The sequence below is a fragment of the Deinococcus taeanensis genome (genome assembly GCF_020229735.1).
GTDB lineage: Bacteria > Deinococcota > Deinococci > Deinococcales > Deinococcaceae > Deinococcus > Deinococcus taeanensis.
The window spans coordinates 2,038,399-2,054,571 of the sequence record NZ_CP083455.1 but is presented as its reverse complement, the minus strand read 5'-3'; the positions used below and the strand labels follow the sequence as shown (position 1 = coordinate 2,054,571).

Genomic DNA, 16,173 nt, shown 5'->3' with positions numbered 1-16,173 from the left:
AACCTGAGCCTGGAGGTCGGGCCTCGCCCGGCGAGACACGACATATGGATTACTACGAACTGCTGGGCGTGGCGAAAACCGCAAGCGCCGACGAGATCAAGTCCGCCTACCGGAAACTGGCCCTCAAATACCACCCCGACCGCAACAAGGAAGCTGGCGCGGCGGAGAAGTTCACCCAGATCAACGAAGCCTACGCCGTCCTGAGCGACGCGGAGAAACGCGCACACTACGACCGGTTCGGCAGTGCGCCCGGCGCCGGCATGCCCGGCGGAGATCCGTTCGGCGGCATGGGTGGCGCCGGCTTCGACCCCATGGACATCTTTGAGCAGCTGTTCGGGGGCGCCATGGGCGGCCGCGGTGGGCGCCGCGGCCCGGCCCGCGGGGACGACCTGGAAACCGAGGCGCACGTCACCCTGACCCAGGCGCGCGCCGGTGAGGAAATCCAGGTGAACGTGGACCGCCTGACCGGCTGCGATCACTGCCATGGCAGCCGCACCGAACCTGGCGGTCAGCCCCCCAGAACCTGCACCACCTGCGGCGGGGCGGGCGCAGTGCGCGCGCAGGCACGCACGATCTTCGGGGTGGTAGAAACCCAGCAGGCCTGCCCCACCTGCCGCGGCGAGGGTCAGATCGTGCAGGATCCCTGCACCGTCTGCAAGGGCCGGGGCCGCACCCTGAAAGCCGAGCAGGTCACCGTGAAACTTCCGCGTGGCATCGACGAGGGCTACCGCATCCGGGTCAGCGGCATGGGCAACGAGGGGCCTGGCGGGAACGGCGACCTGTACGTGCACATTGAGATGGAAGCGCACCCCGACCTGCGCCGCGAACAGGAACACCTGATTCACACGGCCAGAATCGGCTTTGCGAAGGCTGCGCTGGGCGGGCAGGTCACCGTCCCCACCCTCGATGGCCCGCACGTGGTGGAGGTCAAGGCTGGCACGCAGCACGGCGAACTGCACCGCCTGCGCGGTCAGGGCATGCCGCGCCTGCAGGGGGCTGGCAGCGGCGACCTGATTGTGGAGTACGAGGTGATCGTGCCGAAGCCCGGGCAGCTGAGCGCCGAGGCGCGCGACGCCCTGCTCGCTTACGCCCGCGCAGTGGGCGACGAGGTGAACGACAAACACGAGGGGTTCCTGGGCAAGGTCGGCAAGATCTTCCGGGGCGAGTAAGGGCCGAGCGCCGGGTGCGGGCCCTGGCGGGAACGCTGCGGGGCGGGTTCCTGTGGGGCTGCGGGGCGGCTCAGGTGGTTCCGGCGGGCGGGTACGCGCGCCTCGTGCCGGGCATGCGCTGGGGCAGGCGCAGCAGGTGATCGGCGATCCGGGCCTGCCCGCCCCAGCGCGGGCAGGGCAGGCGAACCGCTGGCAGAATCCGGACGGCAGTTTCGCGCAGGGTACGTTGCTCGCGGGCCGCGGGCCGTTGATTTCGGCGGAGACGGCCTGATGGCCGGCAAGGTCAGGAAGCCCGGGAAGATGCCGAAAGCCCACCGGCGCTGATGACCTGCGTTGAGGGGTTCCCAGGCACGCCTGGAGCCCCCTGGACGGTGGGTCTCAGGGCACCTCGTGAATACCAAACTCGTCCTTCAGGGCGGCCAGCGCGGCGTGATGCCCGCACATGCCGTGAATGCCGCCGCCGGGCGGGGTGCTGCTGGAGCACAGGTACACGCCCCGTACCGGCGTACGGTACGGCGTGGCGCTCAGCACCGGCCGGGCGAACAGGCCACGCAGGGTCCCCGCGCCGCCGTTCACGTCCCCGCCATGAAATACCGGGCTGAACGTCTGAAGTTGCGGCGCGGTGGTGCGCGTGCGGGCCAGCACGCGCGCTGCGAAGCCCGGCGCGAAACGTTCAATCTGCCCTTCCATCTGCGCCTGGGCGTCCTCGGCACTGCCGTTGGGCACGTGTGAGTACACCCAGAAGGTGTGCTGCCCTGGCGGCGCGCGCGTGGGGTCAAACAGGGTGTGCTGCGCGGCCAGCACGTAGGGCCGCTCGGGCACGCGCGCTGCCGACACCCGTTCGGACAGGGCGACTTCTGCAGCGGTGCCCGCGATATGGACGGTCGCGGCGCGCGCGACGCGCGGATCAGTCCACGGCACCGGCCCGGACAGCGCGTAATCGAACTTCTGCAGACCCGGCCCGTACCGGAAGCGTTCCAGGACGGCCCGGTACCGGGCGGGCGCGCGGTCTCCCAGCACGCCCAGCAGCACCCGGGGGCTGCTGTCCACCAGGGTTACCCGGGCCGGCGGCAGGTCAGCCGGGCCGCGCACGGTCAGGCCGGTGATGACACTGCCGCCCAGGTACTCCAGGTAGGCACGCAGGGCGTCGGCGATGGCCTGCGCGCCGCCCCTCGGGAACGGCCAGCCAACCGCGTGGGCGAGCAGCGCCAGCACCAGCGTCATGGCCCCGGTGCCCGGGGTGCTCAGGGGCAGGGTGGTGTGCGCGGCCAGGCCCGCCCACAGCGCCTGGGCTTCCGGCGTGCGGAACAGCGCGCCGCTGAGCAGGGACGCGGATGGCAGGCCGAGCAGCCCGAAGCGGGCGAGCGTCACCGGGTGGGCGGGCACGCGCGGCAGCGGCCTCAGGATGTCGTGCAGGAGGCCCTCCCAGTCGGCCAGCAGCGGCGCGAGCAGCCGCACCCAGGTGCGGCCGTCGCGGCCCAGACCATCGGCGGTGGCGTGCAGGTCCCGTTCCAGGGTGACGCTGCGCCCGCCGGGCAGCGGGTGCGCCACAGGGGCGTCCGGATGCACCCAGCTCAGCCCGAAGGCGTGCAGCGGCCACTGCCGGAAGGCCGGACTCGCCACCGTGAGGGGATGAATGGCGGAGCCGTAATCGTGCGTGAAGCCCGGCAGGGTCAGGGCGCGGCTTTGCAGGCCGCCGCCCACCTGCGCGTGCGCTTCAAGCACCTGAACGCGCAGGCCGGCGCGGGCGAGGGTCACGGCGGCAGACAGGCCGTTCGGTCCGGCCCCGACGATCACGGCGTCCAGCGTCATGCCTGCCAGCGTACCGCCCGGGCCGGACTGTCCCTGTTGGGCAGACATTCATGTCGTCCAGGGGGCGCCGCGCCGGTGTTCCCGGCCGGGGCACGGGCCGCGCGCATGACACCTGCCGGGGCCGGCGGGTATGCTGCTGTGCGGCCGGCTCCGCGCGCCCGCCCCCACGGGAACGCGCCTCAGAGCCGCACTGCTGCTGCTGTTCTCGCCCACCCACCCTCTGGAGGATTCCCCGTGTCCGCCCCCCACCGCGCCCCGTCCGCCCTGCTGAACAGTCGCCGCTCCCCACTCCTGGTGTTTGCCGGGCAGAGCAACCGCCCGCTGGCCCAGGCCATCTGCGACCACCTGGGCGTGCCGCTGGGCCGCAGCAAGACCGAGAAGTTCACGAACGACAACATCATCGTTCACTACGAGGAGTCCCTGCGCGAAGGCGACGTGTTCATCGTGCAGACCTTCAGCAATCCTGTCAGTGACTCCATCATTGAACTGATGCTGATGATCGACGCCGCCAAGAGCGCCAGCGCCGGGCGCGTCACGGCCGTCATCCCGTACTACTCGTACGCCCGCAGCGACAAGAAGGACAGCCCCCGCATCTCCATCGCCGGGCGCCTGATTGCCGACCTGCTGCAGGAAGCTGGCGCCGACCGGATTCTGACCATGACCCTGCACGCGCCGCAGGTTCACGGCTTTTTCAAGGTGCCGGTCGATCACCTCTCCGCGGACCTGGTGCTCAGCCAGCACTTCAAACGTTGCGTCCCCGACGCCCACGACGGCGTGGTGCTCGCGCCCGACGCCGGCAGCATCAAGCGCGCGTCGCACATCGCCCGCCGGCTCGACAGCGGCCTGGCCATGATCGACAAGGAACGCCTCTCGGACACCGAAGTCCGCCCCCGCGCCCTGATCGGGGACGTGGAAGGCAAGACGGTGTTCATTGTGGACGACGAGATCAGCACCGCCGGGAGCCTGGTGGAGACCGTGAACATCGCGCGCAGCCTGGGCGCCAAGGACGTGTACGTGGCCGTCACGCACGGCGTGTACACCGGCCCGGCCATTCAGCGCATCGCGGGACTGGATGTCACGCAGGTGGCCAGCACCAACACCGTGCACGTCCCGCAGGCCAAGATCGACGGAGCAAACGGGCGGCTGGCGGTCCTGGACGTGGCGCCGCTGTTCGCCAACGCCATCACGAACATTCACACGGGCGCGAGCGTCAGCACCCTGTTCACCTGACCCCACCGGGCGCCACCCGCAGCGGGGGAGAGCCACACGGCCTTCCCCCGCTGCCCTGCATTACGGCGTGGCGGGCACCAGGGCCCGGGCGCCGCGCAGGGTCAGCAGCAGCAGGGCCGCGGCGAGCAGGGTCACGAGCAGCCCGGCGTGGCCCCCAGTCAGGAACACCAGAGGCAGCGCGGCGCAGCTGAGAAGCGGCAGCAGCAGGCGCCGCCCGGCACCCGGCCCACCCAGGGCCGTCCAGGCCAGCAGCGCCCCGGCCAGGCAGCCGCCTGCCTCAGCGGGCACAATGGGCAGGTACGCGGTCAGCACGCCGCCCAGCGCGAAACCCACCGCCAGGGCCAGCAGCGCGGCGCCCAGCGTCAGGGGGGCGAGCGGAACGCGGCGCGTCACGGCCCAGCCGAGCAGCAGCAGCGCGGCCAGCACGACCGCGGCGGGCTGCGCGAGATGCACCTTCGTCAGGGTTTCCCGGACATTGCCCTGCGTGAAAATCACCGCTACATCCTGCGCGGTCACGGCGTTGCGCAGCTGCCAGCGCAGGGTGGTGGGACCGCCCAGGGCAGGCCGGGACTGACTGGTGGGAAACAGCGAGTACCGCTGGAATTTGGCGGGGCGGTCGGCGCGCAGGGTCAGGTCCAGGTCGCGGATGGCCTCGCGCCGGCTGAGCTGGTAACTCCAGGCGCGCGCACCCTGGTGGCGGTAACGGACCTGCACGTTCACCTGCCCGCCGGCGGGCACCTGCCCTTCCCACACGCTGCCGTTCAGGAGGTCACTGGCGCTGAGGGCCTGTCCGTTCACGGTGAGTTCAAAGCCGCTGAGGGTCCCGCTGCCCTGCGGCAGCGGGAAGGCGAAACGCAGCGTGGCCGGGGTGCGCATAGGGTTGCGGAAACGGTAGCTGGCCTTGAAGGCGGCGGCGTAGTACGTGCCGCGCCCGCCGGCGGGGTCCACGAAGCGCAGGTCGGCGCTGACGGCGCTGCGGTCCATGTCCAGGGGTCGTTCGCTGAGCATGGTGACGGCGCGGGTGTAGCGCAGGCCGGCGGGCGTGCGGGTAAAGCCTTCGCGCAGGTCCTCCACGGTGCCCGTGGCGCCGCCCAGGTAGGGCAGCAGCTGTTCCCAGCCGTTGCCCACGCGGATGCGGGCGTACACCTCGGGGGGCAGCAGCAGGCTGCGGGTGTACGTGCGGCGCTCGACAAGCGTGGCACTCGGCGCGACCTGTACGGTCTGTCCGCCGTCGGGGTCGGCGGCGTTGGCGTAGCGGGCGCTCTGCTGCGCGGCGAGACGCAGATCCACAGCGCGGCGGGTGACGTTCAGGGTAAGGAGGGCGGCGCCCAGCAGCAGCGCGGCGCCGGCCCAGCGGGCCAGGGCAGGGGTGCGGGTGCCCAGCCAGGTCAGCGCATGCTGGGCGCGTTTGCGGTCCAGAAGACCCAGAAGCAGCAGGCTCAGGAGCAGGGCGGCCAGGATCAGGCTGGCGGGCAGGGCAAGACCCAGCAGGTCGCGCAGGGCGTCGTGCAGGGCGGTCAGGGCCGAATGAACCATGATGGGCCTCCAGTGCAGCGGGATGTGAATGATACTCACCAGAGTAGAACCCTCAAGCACCTGATAAAGCGTCCGTCTTTGGTTGCACTTCTCTGCGCCCGGCCCCAAGCTGCATGACGAGCCTGGACCTGCCCGTACGGCCGCTGGCTCCTCTGCCGGAGCTGCACCTGGGCGCCGGTCTTCAGGCCGCCACGCGCTCCCATGGCGGGGACATCAGCGGCACCTCCCAGCTGCGCACCACCCACGCAGATTTCGTCCTGAACACCACGCGCCTCACCCAGCCTGACCTGTCCCCCGCAGAGGCGCAGGGCCTGAGCCTGCGGCGCGCCGCAGACCCTCTGCCTGTCCCGGATGTGGTCGCGCCCGACCACGACACCATGAGGCGCGGCTTGGCAGACCTGCGCGCCTCATGGTGTCCTGCACGCCCGGCCCGCGCTGGGCGTCGGGGGTACGCCCGACCACCCCTTCGGGCGGCCGCCGCAACGTAACCTCACCGCCCGGTCTGCAGCCGACTTCTTCAGGACGGCGCGGCTACGGCCTCTGCTGGACTGCGCCGAGCCACAGTTCAGCGCGCGGGATCAGGGGCGCTTCGGGACGCTGGGTGATCAGTTGCCGCGGCTGATCCCGCTCTCGCCACCTGCACTGGTACACGGGGACCTGTGGCGCGGGAACGTGCGGTACACCGGGCGCAGCCCAGCATTGATCGATCCGGCCGCTACGTTCAGTCACCGGGAGGTGCACCTTGCGGCTCTGAACCTTTTTGCCCGGGTACTGCGGATGGCACTGTAGAACCTGTCGCCGCTGCTGGCGCACGTGGTGATGTTCGGGGAAGGGCACCAGGCGCGCCCGCGAGCGGCGCTGGAAGCAGCCTAACTCTGCCAGAACTTTAGCGAAGAAATGGATCGCCCTCGAAAAGTGGACAGTGCACGACAGTGCTGGTTCATCCTGCCCGCCCGGCCCACCTGGGAACGCCGCCGACCTCTCCGGCCGCTGCGCCCGGCGGGGGGCTGTGACGCCGGCCTGAACACAGTACAGAGCGCCGCCCGGTACGCTGTGAGCATGCGCGCGCTGCTGCCACTGGCCCTGCTGCTCCTGACTGCCCAGGCGGCCCCGCCCTCCGGGCTGCACCCAGCGCTGGCCGTGATGCCGGGCGACCAGACGGCCTACCTGCTGGGCGGCGCGAGCGGCGGCCGCTGGCTGACCCCCGGGCAGGTCCGCCCCCTCCTGACCGGCCAGGAACGCTACGTGCGCCTCGCGCCCGGCCAGCCGCGCGTCACCGTGCGGGGGCGGCACGCCGACACCCTCGGGGAGCCGTGCGAGGCGACGCTGACCGTGCCTCTGACCCCGGCGCCCGCCGGACTGGCCGTCTTCACCTCCCCGGCGCTGGCCGCGCAGCCCCGCCCTGTGGTCGCCCTGCCCACCACCAACGCCACTTACACGCAGATCATGCAGCAGGAACTGCGGCGCCGCGGCCTCCTCACGCCTCGCGTCACTCTCACCCGGCTTGTCCGCACGGACCTGGACGGCAACGGCACACAGGAAATCATTCTGGAGGCCAGCCAGTACCGTGACCGCAGCGGCCCCTTCCCCCCACCGGTGGGTCGGCCCGGCGATTACAGTCTGCTGCTGCTCCGGCAGGTACGCAGCGGTCAGGCGGTTACGACCGTTCTGGGCGCACACGTGGCGCCACAACGCCCATGGGATGCAGGCGACCCGGCCCCCATGCCCATGGCGACGCTGCACCGTCTGGCCGGCGTGGCCGATCTGAACGGTGACGGCCGCATGGAGGTCATCGTGCACAGCGCCTACTACGAAGGTGCCGGTTTCAGCGTGCAGGAATGGACGCCCGCAGGTCTGAAGTCAACTCCGCTCGGGAGCGGCTGCGGCGTCTGAACGCCCCTTTCCAGGGACGACTCCCTTCTGAATCCAGCCCGCCGGGGCGCGCTACACTCGGCAGTCATGAGCGACACCCCGCCTGAACGCGTCCTCGTGGGCCGCACCGACGACCTCCCAGACGGGCAGCAGACCGCCGTGACCGTGGACGGCGTCAGTGTGGTCATCGTGAACCACGAAGGGCAGTACTACGCCCTGCGCAACAACTGCACCCACAAGGACTACCCCCTGCTGGGCGGCGAGGTCAGTATGGGGCGCATCACCTGCGAGAAACACGGCGCGAAATTTGAGCTGGCCACCGGAAAACCCAAAACACTACCGGCCGTCAAACCCGTCCGCCTGTACCGCACGCACGTGGAAGACGGCCAGCTGTTCGTGCTGTCCCTCTAGAACCAGGCGCCCGGAGCCGGAAAGCCTGTGGCCCCAGCCGCTCAGTGCCCCCGAGTATCGTCGCCCTTCACCTGATGCTGCAGTTCACTCGTCTCGCCCTGCGGCAGGTCCCCGGGGCGCTCCGTGAACCGCGCGGGTCCCTGGTCGCTGGGCGGCACATAGCCCGGATTCTGATCCGGATTGACGGTCGGCCGTGACTCCAGGGCCGCGGCCGTTGAGACATTCATGTTCAGCCCCGCTGTGGGAATCACCTGATCGAGCGCCTCTCCGCCCAGGCCGGCCACCGTCTGCGCTCCTGCGAACTCAGCTTCCTGCAGGGTGTGCTCCATGGCCGCCGGGTCACGCGTGGCGAGGTGATCAAACTGCCCGGTCACTTCCTTGGGACTGGGCACCTCCACCGGTTCGTAGATCATGTGATCAGCGCTCCCCACGCGGTCCTCGGGCGGCGTGGTGCTGTAGGCGCCCTGATGGCGGTCCTTCGGGTCGGGCGTGTCGAACCCGGTCTGCGCGCCAGTCTCGCCGCTCAGCGGCGGATTCTCGTCTCGGCGGTTGGTCATGCGTTCAGTCTGCGCCGCGACCCGCGGGACTGCCTTCCAGCTTTCTTGAGGCACTCCCGCAGGAACGTTCAGGGAACGCCCCGGCGCCTCACTGGTCTGCCACCCCGTCCGGCCAGGGCCGCGCCAGCGCCTCGGCGAGCGCCTCGTGCCCTTCCTCACGCGCAAAATCAGCCGCGCCGCGCCCATCAGCAGTCCGCGCTTGGGCATCCGCGCCGCACTGCCGCAGGAAGGTCACCAGGCCCGCGTCCCCGTTCTGCGCGGCGGCCATCAGGGGCGTGAAGTCATCCTGCTGCGCCGCGTTCACGTCGGCACCCGCCATGACCAGCGCCCGCGCCAGCGCACCGTGCCCGCCCGCCACTGCCGAATGCAGCGGCCGCACCTGCATGGCGTTGCGACTGACGGCGTTCACGTCCGCTCCGCGTGCCAGAAGCGTCTCGGCCACCGCAGCCCGGCCAAAGAATGCCGCGAGACCCAGGGGGCTGAACCCATCCGCGCTCACCGCGTGCAGCAGCGCCGGGTCCGCCTCCAGCGCGCGCGTCACGCCCTGCTCGTCGCCCACAGCCGCCGCCTCGAACACGTCCAGGGGCGCGCCCTCGTCCATGAGGACGCGCGCCATGTCATGCCGGCCGTAGTACGTGGCGAACAGCACCGGGCTGACCCCCATGGGACTGCGCACCGACAGCAGCGCCGGATCGGCCCGCACCAGCTGACGCAGCAGCGCCCCGTCCTGCGTCTTGATCGCCAGAAACAGCGCCGCTTCGCGGTCACTCACTTCGCCCCCGGTGGTGTCGGTCATCCCTTCAGAGTACCGGGTCACCGCACCGCAGGGCTCGCGCGCGTGGCGCTCCTGCTGTGCGGCCGGATCAGGTGCGGGCGCGCACCACCACGGCGATTCCCATGCCGCCGCCGATGCACAGGCTCGCCACGCCCGTTTCCTTCCCCAGGCGGCGCAGCTGGTGCACCAGCGTGACCAGCACCCGCGCGCCGCTCGCGCCGATCGGATGGCCCAGCGCGACCGCGCCGCCCGTGACGTTCACCCGCGCCGGATCCGCGTTCAGGTCCCGCACCACCGCCAGGGACTGCGCCGCGAACGCCTCGTTCAGCTCGAACAGGTCCACGTCGCCGACCGTCATGCCCGCCCGCTCCAGCGCGACGGGCACGGCCTTTGCCGGCCCGATCCCCATGACCGCAGGGTCCACGCCAATCGCGGCGTAGCTGCTGATCTCCGCCAGCACCGGGAGCCCGTGCGTCCGGGCGTACGACTCGCTGGCCACCAGCAGCATCGCCGCGCCGTCATTGATGCCACTGGCATTTCCGGCAGTGACAGTGCCGTCCTTGCGGAACGCGGGTTTCAGTTTCGCAAGCGCTTCGGCGGTCGTGGCCCGCGGGTACTCATCCCGGTCGAAAACGGTGGGGCCCTTCCGGCCGGGCACCTCCACGCTCACGAGCTCTTCGGCAAAGTGGTTGCCGGCCAGGGCGGCGGCCGCGCGCGCCTGACTTTCCAGCGCGAAGGCGTCCTGCTCCTCGCGGGTAAGGTTCCACTGCGCGGCGATGTTCTCCGCGGTGATGCCCATGTGATACCCGCCGAACACGTCCGTCAGGCCCTCCGAGAGAATGGAATCCAGCGCCTGCGCGTGGCCCAGCCGGTACCCCTCACGGGCGCGGGGCAGCAGGTACGGCGCGCGGCTCATGCTTTCGGTGCCGCCCGCCAGGTACAGCTGCCCGTCCCCGGCACGGATGCCCTGCGCGGCACTGATCACCGCCTGCAGGCCGCTGCCGCACACCCGGTTGACCGTGAGGCCCGGCACGTCGTGCCCCAGGCCGGCGCCCACACTGATCTGCCGGGCCACGTTCATGCCGCTGCCCGCCTGCAGGACGTTGCCCACGATCGCGTCCGCGATATCGGCGCCGTTTACGCCGTCCAGCACCGCGCGGGCAGCCGTGACGCCCAGGTCGGCCGCAGAGACGTCCTTCAGACTGCCCATGAAACTCCCGATCGGCGTGCGCCGGGCCGCCACGATCACCAGTTTGGTCATGCCCGGAGTCTAACGGCCGTTCGTTACAGCACGCGGTCACCCTGTCGGGAACGGCCCATGTGCCCTGAACGTCCTGGTGACGCCGCCCCGCATCCCCTCAGGGCGCCGCACGTGCCCGGCAGGGTGATCTGAGAACCGTCCTGCACCCCTGCCACGGCCACCTCTGCACCGTCCGCTCCAATCCGCACCCCCGCCCGTCTCGCCTGCGGTTTGCCGGGACCATGCCCCGCGCCGCTGGGGACACTGCGGCGCGTGTGCTCTGGTCAGGTGAGGTGACACAAGATGACCAGATGCGGCGTGGACGACGGTGGCTTCCCGGGCAGGCATCAGTACGGACCATCCGGACGTCACCGGCGGGTGCGCGAGGTTCACCGAACACGTCACCCTGACGAACGCAGCCGTGGTCTCGCCCCCGGGGGCGTGCGGCGAAGTGACGCGGGAAACACGTTGACCCTGGGCCTCTTTCCAGGCGTGGCGGCCTTCCTGGCTGGCGCGCTGGACAGAAATGTCGGACCGGCCGGAACAGCCAGTGCGCTCCAGTCCTGACCGGTGACCTGGCGGGTGCCGGGTTGGCGCGCCGCAGGCCGCCTGGGCCGTTCTGCTCTGCCGCGCCTGCGTGCCCCCGACACACCGGACTGAATCTCGTGAGCGGTACAGCTGTTCAGTGGTGGCGTTCGCGGCTGTTGCTCAGGCCGGGGCGACCGGCCCGCCACACGGCCCACAGCAGCAGCGGCTGCAGGGGCAGGCGGCCCCACGCCACGGCGGGACTGACCCGGAATCGCTCGGGGTCCTGCGCCATCCAGACGTTCGCCGGGAACACGGCGGCCAAGAGCGCCAGCAGGCCCCAGCGTGCGGCGGGCCGCGTGGCCGGGTGCAGCAGGCCCAGCCCGCCCATCAGTTCCGCTGCGCCGCTCAGCAGCGTCGCGGCGCGCGGTGTCATGGGCACCCAGGGCGGCACGATCCGGTCAAAGAACCGCGGCGTGATGAAGTGCAGTGCGCCGGCTGTGATGAACAGCGTGGCCAGCAGCAGCACGCCCGGAGTCAGGCGGGGCAGTGCCCGGTCAGGAGTCAGCATGCACGCAGCGTCGCGGATTCCGCGGCAAAAGAAAAGGAGCCCGCGCGGGGCTCCTGGAGAATCCGGACTCAGCCGTGATCGGCGGGCACCTGACGGGCCTGCTCCCGGTCATGGCGTTCCTTGTCGCTCAGGCCGTCGTCCGTGTTGCGTGGGGCCTGCGCCTCGCGGTCATTCACGCCTTTGACGGAAGGCTGACGGTTATGCTCGATGTCCTCCACCTCGGTCTTGCTGCGGTCGTAGTCCTGCGGGAGGCTGGTGTGCCCGCTGTTCTTGTCGTCCTTGTCTGGCATGCGTTCAGGCTGACAGGCTCAGCGGACTGAAGAGCATGGACGGCATGAACGTCAGTTCACACATGAAATGAGCCTCAATCTCTTCCGGGCGCGGCGTACACCCGCACCCACGCCTGCAGGCCGTCCGCTTCCTGCCACGAGGCCGGCGAGCGGGTCAGGAAGCGCCACCCGGCGCGCTCGTACAGCCGCACGGCCGGGAGGCTTCGCTCGTTCACCTGAAGCACCGCCGTGGCCCCTGCGGCCTGCGCTTCCCGCTGCGCGCGCAGCAGCAGGGCGCGTCCCACCCCGCCGCCCTGCACGCCCGGCACGACAAACAGCCGTTTGACCTCCTGCAGCGGTCCGGCCAACCTGCTCGCCGCCACCCACGCCGGAGGTGGGTCCGGCAGGGGGGACAGCACCACCTGCCCCGCCAGCTGGCCCTCCACCACGGCCACCCACGCCTCGCCGCGCACCGTGACGAACGCCACCGGATCTTCCGGCCACAGGGACGGGTAATCCACGGCGTCATGCACGGCTCGCAGGCCCACGGTGAGGGCCGGCAGGTCCCCGGGCGTGCGCGGCCGGATCTGCACGCCCGGACCAGCGCTCCTCACAGGCGGGGCAGGGTCACGCCGGTCTGACCCTGGTACTTGCCGCGGCGGTCAGCGTACGTCACCTCGGGCCGCTCTCCCTGGAAGAACAGCAGCTGCACGCAGCCCTCGAAGGCGTACATCTTGGCGGGCAGTGGCGTGGTGTTGCTGAACTCCAGCGTCACGTGCCCTTCCCAGCCGGGTTCCAACGGGGTGACGTTCGCCACGATGCCGCAGCGGGCGTACGTGCTTTTCCCCACGGCGACCACCATCACGTCGTCCGGCACGCGCAGGTACTCCAGGCTGCGGGCCAGCACGAAGGAGTTCGGTGGGATGATGATCTCGCTCGCCCGGACGTCCACGAACGACCGGTCATCGAACGCCTTGGGATCCACCACGGCGCTCTGCACGTTCGTGAAGATCTTCCACTCGTCGGCGCAGCGCAGGTCGTACCCGAAGCTGCTCAGGCCGAAGCTGATCACCTGTGCATTCTCCGCCGTGCGGACCAGCCGGTCCTCGAAGGGCGTGATCATGCCCGCCAGGGCCAGGTCACGGATACGCCAGTCAGGCAGAATGCTCATGCCCCGCAGTGTACGTGCCGCTCCGCAGGCTGGGGCCACCTCAGTGTCCCCGCGACGGCAACGGCGGGCCGCTCCGCCCAAGCGCCGGGACAGCGCACCGTGCCCCGGGGCAGTGCTCCGCACCGAACGTCCCTGCGCACTTTCCTTCCCTCGCAATCCTGGCGCCCCCTGTGTGACCCCGGGAGGCCACGCCGGTGCGCGTGAACGGCCAGGGCCCCTGCTGGGGGGGTCCCGGCCCGCGGTCGCGGCCAGGGCGGTACGCTGCGCGGCGATGAGGGTCGCAGTGATCAGTGACGTGCACGGCAATGCCTTCGCCCTGGAGGCCGTGCTGCGCGAAGTACGCCGGGCCGCACCGGACCTCGTGGTGAACCTGGGCGATCAGGCTGAAGGTGGAGCCGACCCCGCCCGGGCCCTGGCGATGCAGGCGGAACTCGCCGCGCACGGAGCGCTGGAGGTGCGCGGCAACAACGAGGAGAAACTCTGGCCGGGCGGTCGGCGCTCGCCGCTGTCGCAGGCGTACGGCGCGTGGCTCAGCGCGCACGCGGCGCCGGACCTGCTCGCCCGGATCGCCGCGCTGCCCCTCACGGCCCGCGCGGCCGGCGGTGAGCTGCTGGCCTTTCACGGCACCGCGGCCAGCACCTGGGACAGCCTGCTGTGGGTGTGGGATCACGCCGGGTACTACCGCGCCCGCGACCCGAAGGAGCTGCGGCGCCTGACCGAACCTCTGGGGGCGGGCGTGGTGCTGTGCGGGCACACGCACCGCGCCGGCGCGACCCGCGTGGCCGACACACTGGTCGTGAATGCTGGGTCAGTGAGCGACCAGGTGGACGGCGACCCCCGCGCCCGCTGGACGCAGCTGGACGGGGACGGCCACACGTGGAGCGCCTCCTTTCACGCGGTGGCGTACGACGTGGAGGCCGCCGTGGCGTGGGTGGCCACGCGCACCCCGTTCGGGCAGGGCGGAGCGGGCCTGCTGCGCACCGGAACCATGGACGCCCGCGGCGACGACCCGTAGGTCCCTTCGCTTCTGCGGCCTGCTGGTCTGCGGCCGGGGTGGGAAGGTTGTAGGCTGCGCGCATGCACAGGTGGGGGCTCACAGCGGCATTCATGATTCTGTCCGGCGCGGGCGCCCAGGCGGCCGGAAGCTGCGGCGGCGCGCCGGGCCTGCCGGACTGGGCGCGGGCCGGCACGTACCGCGGCACGCTCGGTACCCTTGCCGTTGCGCTGACCCTCGACCCGCGGGGCGAAAGCCGGTACTTCTACGAGCGCCGCAGTCTGGACCTGACCCTGGAAGCCCGCCGTGCCGGAAACCAGCTGGTGCTGCAGGAAACCACGCGCCGCTCGCTGGATGAGGGCGTGGTCGTGACCGGCTGCTTCACCCTGATGCCCGACGGAGCGGCCCTGAAAGGCACGTGGCAGGCGCCGGGAGGTGCGGCGCCACTGGAGGTCCGCCTGACCGCCCTGAATGCCGCGGCGCTGCCCCTGAACCTGCCCGTCTCGGCCGGGCTGGTGGCCCTGCGGCGCGATGATCCGCTGACCTTCCTGAAACTGAACCGCGCCTGGGTGCGCTTCCCGGATGGCCGCAGCGTCCGCGAACCACTTTCGGGCGTGCAGTACCCGCGGCTGCCGGGCGCCCCGGCGGCCCTGAACGCGGCCCTGCAGGACCGGCAGCTCACGCACGCCGCCGACGCCCTGGCCTGCCACGCCCTGCTTCCGGAGTCGCTGCGGAGCGGCGGTGACGGGTATCACCTGAAGGCCACCGTGACGCTTGACTCCGCCCGGCTGCTCAGTGTGCGGGAGGACGCCGAGTACTACTGCGGCGGACCGTACCCGGATCACTTCACCACGGGCGTCATCCTGGACCGCCTGAGCGGCCGGGCCGTCCCGCTGGGCGCCCTGTGGCCCCGCCTGAGTGCCGCGCGGCAGAGGAACCTGTACCTGAGCGCAGTCAGGAACCACCTGACCGCCGAGTGCCGGACGGTCGCGCAGGACGGCGCCTCGTCGTTCACCGCGCACCTCAGTGCGGCCGGGCTGAACCTTACCCCCACCGGTTACCCGCACGTGGTGGCCGCGTGCGCCGAGACGGCCGTGATTCCGTACGCCAGACTCCGCGCCGACGCGAACCTGAATTCCCCGCTGGTGAAGACGCTGTACGCGAAGTAACAACAGGGGGCGCGGCCTGAAGGGCGCGGGCCCGTGCCGCACCGGGCAAAGTGAGCCCCCCGCTGCTCACCAGCGGGGGGCTCAGAAGGTGCGGCTCAGTTGCGGCTGCTGCCGCTGAACAGACGCAGGATGAACAGGAACATGTTGATGAAGTCCAGGTACAGCGCCAGGGCGCCGTTGATGGCAGCGCGTTCCGCCATCTCCCCCTGCACGCCGCTGAGCGCGAGGTTACGCAGCATCTGCGTGTCGTAGGCGGTCAGCCCTGCGAACAGCAGGACGCCCACGATGCTGATGCCCAGGGTCAGGGCGCTGCTCGCCACGAACAGGTTCACGATCATCGCGACGAACAGCCCGATCACGGCGAACATGAAGAAGCGGCCCATGGCGCTCAGGTCTTTCTTGATCACGAACCCGGCCACGCTCATCAAGGCGAAGGTGCCGGCGGTGGTGGCGAACGCGGCGGTCACGGCGCTCAGGTCGTACGCCAGCAGAATCGCGGAGAAGGTCAGGCCGGTCAGCGCAGCGTAGGCGGTGAACAGCAGGCCCGCCACGGCGCTGGAGAGACGCTGCGCGAAGAGGCTCAGCACGAACACCAGGGCCAGCTGCGCCAGCATCAGCGGCAGGCGCAGGCTCAGAACCTGCAGGGCCAGCGCGTCGTTCTGCGCGGTGAAGTACGCCACGCCGGCCGTGAGGGCCAGACCGGCCGCCATCCACGAGTACGTGCGGGCCATGAACGTCCGGACGATGTCCGTCGTGCGGGCAGTGGTGGGATAGGTCTGCATACGCTTCAGGATACGGGGGAACGCCGCAGAAAGTTCCCGGTTTCCTGAAGCGTAGGCAGGCCTCCTGCAGGCCGGGCCGCAGCCTGCCTG

General features: G+C 70.9%; 18 protein-coding genes. 8 read left to right on the top strand and 10 right to left on the bottom strand.

Annotation, left to right across the window (positions count from 1 at the left end):
* The first annotated feature begins 44 nt into the window (after nt 1-44).
* Complete coding sequence (gene dnaJ, locus LAJ19_RS09870) at nt 45-1,169, top strand: molecular chaperone DnaJ (RefSeq protein WP_225475590.1); 1,125 nt, start codon at nt 45-47, stop codon at nt 1,167-1,169.
* Nucleotides 1,170-1,547: 378 nt separating this feature from the next.
* On the opposite strand, the gene LAJ19_RS09865 is transcribed toward dnaJ, so the two are convergent.
* Entirely contained in the window at nt 1,548-2,981 is a 1,434-nt protein-coding gene (locus LAJ19_RS09865) for a phytoene desaturase family protein (protein ID WP_225475589.1), read from the bottom strand.
* A gap of 234 nt (nt 2,982-3,215) precedes the next feature.
* Between LAJ19_RS09865 and LAJ19_RS09860 the strand changes: the two genes are divergently transcribed.
* Nucleotides 3,216-4,211 carry a ribose-phosphate diphosphokinase gene (locus tag LAJ19_RS09860; RefSeq protein WP_225475588.1) on the top strand — a complete coding sequence of 332 codons (996 nt, stop codon included), beginning with the start codon at nt 3,216-3,218 and terminating at the stop codon, nt 4,209-4,211.
* A 60-nt stretch (nt 4,212-4,271) separates the two neighbouring features.
* Here LAJ19_RS09860 and LAJ19_RS09855 read toward each other — a convergent pair whose 3' ends face one another.
* A complete protein-coding gene (locus tag LAJ19_RS09855; protein WP_225475587.1) occupies nt 4,272-5,747 on the bottom strand; it encodes a hypothetical protein in 1,476 nt (491 codons plus the stop codon).
* A gap of 113 nt (nt 5,748-5,860) precedes the next feature.
* On the opposite strand from LAJ19_RS09855, the gene LAJ19_RS09850 reads away from it, so the two are divergent.
* From LAJ19_RS09850 to LAJ19_RS09835, 4 genes are all read left to right on the top strand, one after another.
* Nucleotides 5,861-6,235, top strand: a complete 375-nt coding sequence (locus LAJ19_RS09850; RefSeq protein ID WP_225475586.1) for a protein kinase family protein — start codon at nt 5,861-5,863, stop codon at nt 6,233-6,235.
* Nucleotides 6,165-6,536, top strand: coding sequence for a fructosamine kinase family protein (locus LAJ19_RS22075; RefSeq protein WP_432804242.1), 372 nt, complete (start codon nt 6,165-6,167; stop codon nt 6,534-6,536). The genes LAJ19_RS09850 and LAJ19_RS22075 overlap by 71 nt, the downstream gene beginning before the upstream one ends.
* Nucleotides 6,537-6,806: 270 nt before the next feature.
* Nucleotides 6,807-7,640 carry a VCBS repeat-containing protein gene (locus tag LAJ19_RS09840; RefSeq protein WP_225475585.1) on the top strand — a complete coding sequence of 278 codons (834 nt, stop codon included), beginning with the start codon at nt 6,807-6,809 and terminating at the stop codon, nt 7,638-7,640.
* A 66-nt stretch (nt 7,641-7,706) separates the two neighbouring features.
* Entirely contained in the window at nt 7,707-8,030 is a 324-nt protein-coding gene (locus LAJ19_RS09835; protein WP_225475584.1) for a non-heme iron oxygenase ferredoxin subunit, read from the top strand.
* Nucleotides 8,031-8,071: 41 nt separating this feature from the next.
* Here LAJ19_RS09835 and LAJ19_RS09830 read toward each other — a convergent pair whose 3' ends face one another.
* From LAJ19_RS09830 to dcd, 7 genes are all read right to left on the bottom strand, one after another.
* Nucleotides 8,072-8,587, bottom strand: a complete 516-nt coding sequence (locus LAJ19_RS09830) for a hypothetical protein (RefSeq protein WP_225475583.1) — start codon at nt 8,585-8,587, stop codon at nt 8,072-8,074.
* 88 nt (nt 8,588-8,675) lie between these two features.
* Entirely contained in the window at nt 8,676-9,383 is a 708-nt protein-coding gene (locus tag LAJ19_RS09825; protein WP_225475582.1) for an ankyrin repeat domain-containing protein, read from the bottom strand.
* 67 nt (nt 9,384-9,450) lie between these two features.
* Entirely contained in the window at nt 9,451-10,623 is a 1,173-nt protein-coding gene (locus tag LAJ19_RS09820; protein WP_225475581.1) for an acetyl-CoA C-acetyltransferase, read from the bottom strand.
* Between the two features lie 661 nt (nt 10,624-11,284).
* A complete protein-coding gene (locus tag LAJ19_RS09815; protein WP_225475580.1) occupies nt 11,285-11,698 on the bottom strand; it encodes a DoxX family protein in 414 nt (137 codons plus the stop codon).
* A 68-nt stretch (nt 11,699-11,766) separates the two neighbouring features.
* Nucleotides 11,767-11,988 carry a hypothetical protein gene (locus tag LAJ19_RS09810; protein ID WP_225475579.1) on the bottom strand — a complete coding sequence of 74 codons (222 nt, stop codon included), beginning with the start codon at nt 11,986-11,988 and terminating at the stop codon, nt 11,767-11,769.
* A 74-nt stretch (nt 11,989-12,062) separates the two neighbouring features.
* Nucleotides 12,063-12,560 carry a GNAT family N-acetyltransferase gene (locus LAJ19_RS09805; RefSeq protein WP_225475578.1) on the bottom strand — a complete coding sequence of 166 codons (498 nt, stop codon included), beginning with the start codon at nt 12,558-12,560 and terminating at the stop codon, nt 12,063-12,065.
* Between the two features lie 17 nt (nt 12,561-12,577).
* On the bottom strand, nt 12,578-13,138 hold the full coding sequence (gene dcd / locus LAJ19_RS09800; RefSeq protein ID WP_225475577.1) for a dCTP deaminase: 561 nt from the start codon (nt 13,136-13,138) through the stop codon (nt 12,578-12,580).
* A gap of 271 nt (nt 13,139-13,409) precedes the next feature.
* Between dcd and LAJ19_RS09795 the strand changes: the two genes are divergently transcribed.
* Complete coding sequence (locus LAJ19_RS09795) at nt 13,410-14,153, top strand: metallophosphoesterase family protein (RefSeq protein WP_225475576.1); 744 nt, start codon at nt 13,410-13,412, stop codon at nt 14,151-14,153.
* Nucleotides 14,154-14,215: 62 nt separating this feature from the next.
* Nucleotides 14,216-15,301, top strand: a complete 1,086-nt coding sequence (locus LAJ19_RS09790; RefSeq protein WP_225475575.1) for a hypothetical protein — start codon at nt 14,216-14,218, stop codon at nt 15,299-15,301.
* Between the two features lie 95 nt (nt 15,302-15,396).
* Here LAJ19_RS09790 and LAJ19_RS09785 read toward each other — a convergent pair whose 3' ends face one another.
* Entirely contained in the window at nt 15,397-16,083 is a 687-nt protein-coding gene (locus tag LAJ19_RS09785) for a Bax inhibitor-1/YccA family protein (protein WP_225475574.1), read from the bottom strand.
* Nucleotides 16,084-16,173: the final 90 nt, after the last annotated feature.

Bases quoted from the DNA above. Each gene is read 5' to 3' on its own strand.
- LAJ19_RS09810 (WP_225475579.1), bottom strand. From the start codon at position 11,988: ATGCCAGACAAGGACGACAAGAACAGCGGGCACACCAGCCTCCCGCAG.
- LAJ19_RS09785 (WP_225475574.1), bottom strand. From the start codon at position 16,083: ATGCAGACCTATCCCACCACTGCCCGCACGACGGACATCGTCCGGACG.
- LAJ19_RS09850 (WP_225475586.1), top strand. From the start codon at position 5,861: ATGACGAGCCTGGACCTGCCCGTACGGCCGCTGGCTCCTCTGCCGGAG.
- LAJ19_RS09825 (WP_225475582.1), bottom strand. From the start codon at position 9,383: ATGACCGACACCACCGGGGGCGAAGTGAGTGACCGCGAAGCGGCGCTG.
- LAJ19_RS09795 (WP_225475576.1), top strand. From the start codon at position 13,410: ATGAGGGTCGCAGTGATCAGTGACGTGCACGGCAATGCCTTCGCCCTG.
- dcd (WP_225475577.1), bottom strand. From the start codon at position 13,138: ATGAGCATTCTGCCTGACTGGCGTATCCGTGACCTGGCCCTGGCGGGC.
- dnaJ (WP_225475590.1), top strand. From the start codon at position 45: ATGGATTACTACGAACTGCTGGGCGTGGCGAAAACCGCAAGCGCCGAC.
- LAJ19_RS09840 (WP_225475585.1), top strand. From the start codon at position 6,807: ATGCGCGCGCTGCTGCCACTGGCCCTGCTGCTCCTGACTGCCCAGGCG.
- LAJ19_RS09790 (WP_225475575.1), top strand. From the start codon at position 14,216: ATGCACAGGTGGGGGCTCACAGCGGCATTCATGATTCTGTCCGGCGCG.
- LAJ19_RS09830 (WP_225475583.1), bottom strand. From the start codon at position 8,587: ATGACCAACCGCCGAGACGAGAATCCGCCGCTGAGCGGCGAGACTGGC.
- LAJ19_RS09815 (WP_225475580.1), bottom strand. From the start codon at position 11,698: ATGCTGACTCCTGACCGGGCACTGCCCCGCCTGACTCCGGGCGTGCTG.
- LAJ19_RS09820 (WP_225475581.1), bottom strand. From the start codon at position 10,623: ATGACCAAACTGGTGATCGTGGCGGCCCGGCGCACGCCGATCGGGAGT.
- LAJ19_RS09865 (WP_225475589.1), bottom strand. From the start codon at position 2,981: ATGACGCTGGACGCCGTGATCGTCGGGGCCGGACCGAACGGCCTGTCT.
- LAJ19_RS09835 (WP_225475584.1), top strand. From the start codon at position 7,707: ATGAGCGACACCCCGCCTGAACGCGTCCTCGTGGGCCGCACCGACGAC.
- LAJ19_RS09855 (WP_225475587.1), bottom strand. From the start codon at position 5,747: ATGGTTCATTCGGCCCTGACCGCCCTGCACGACGCCCTGCGCGACCTG.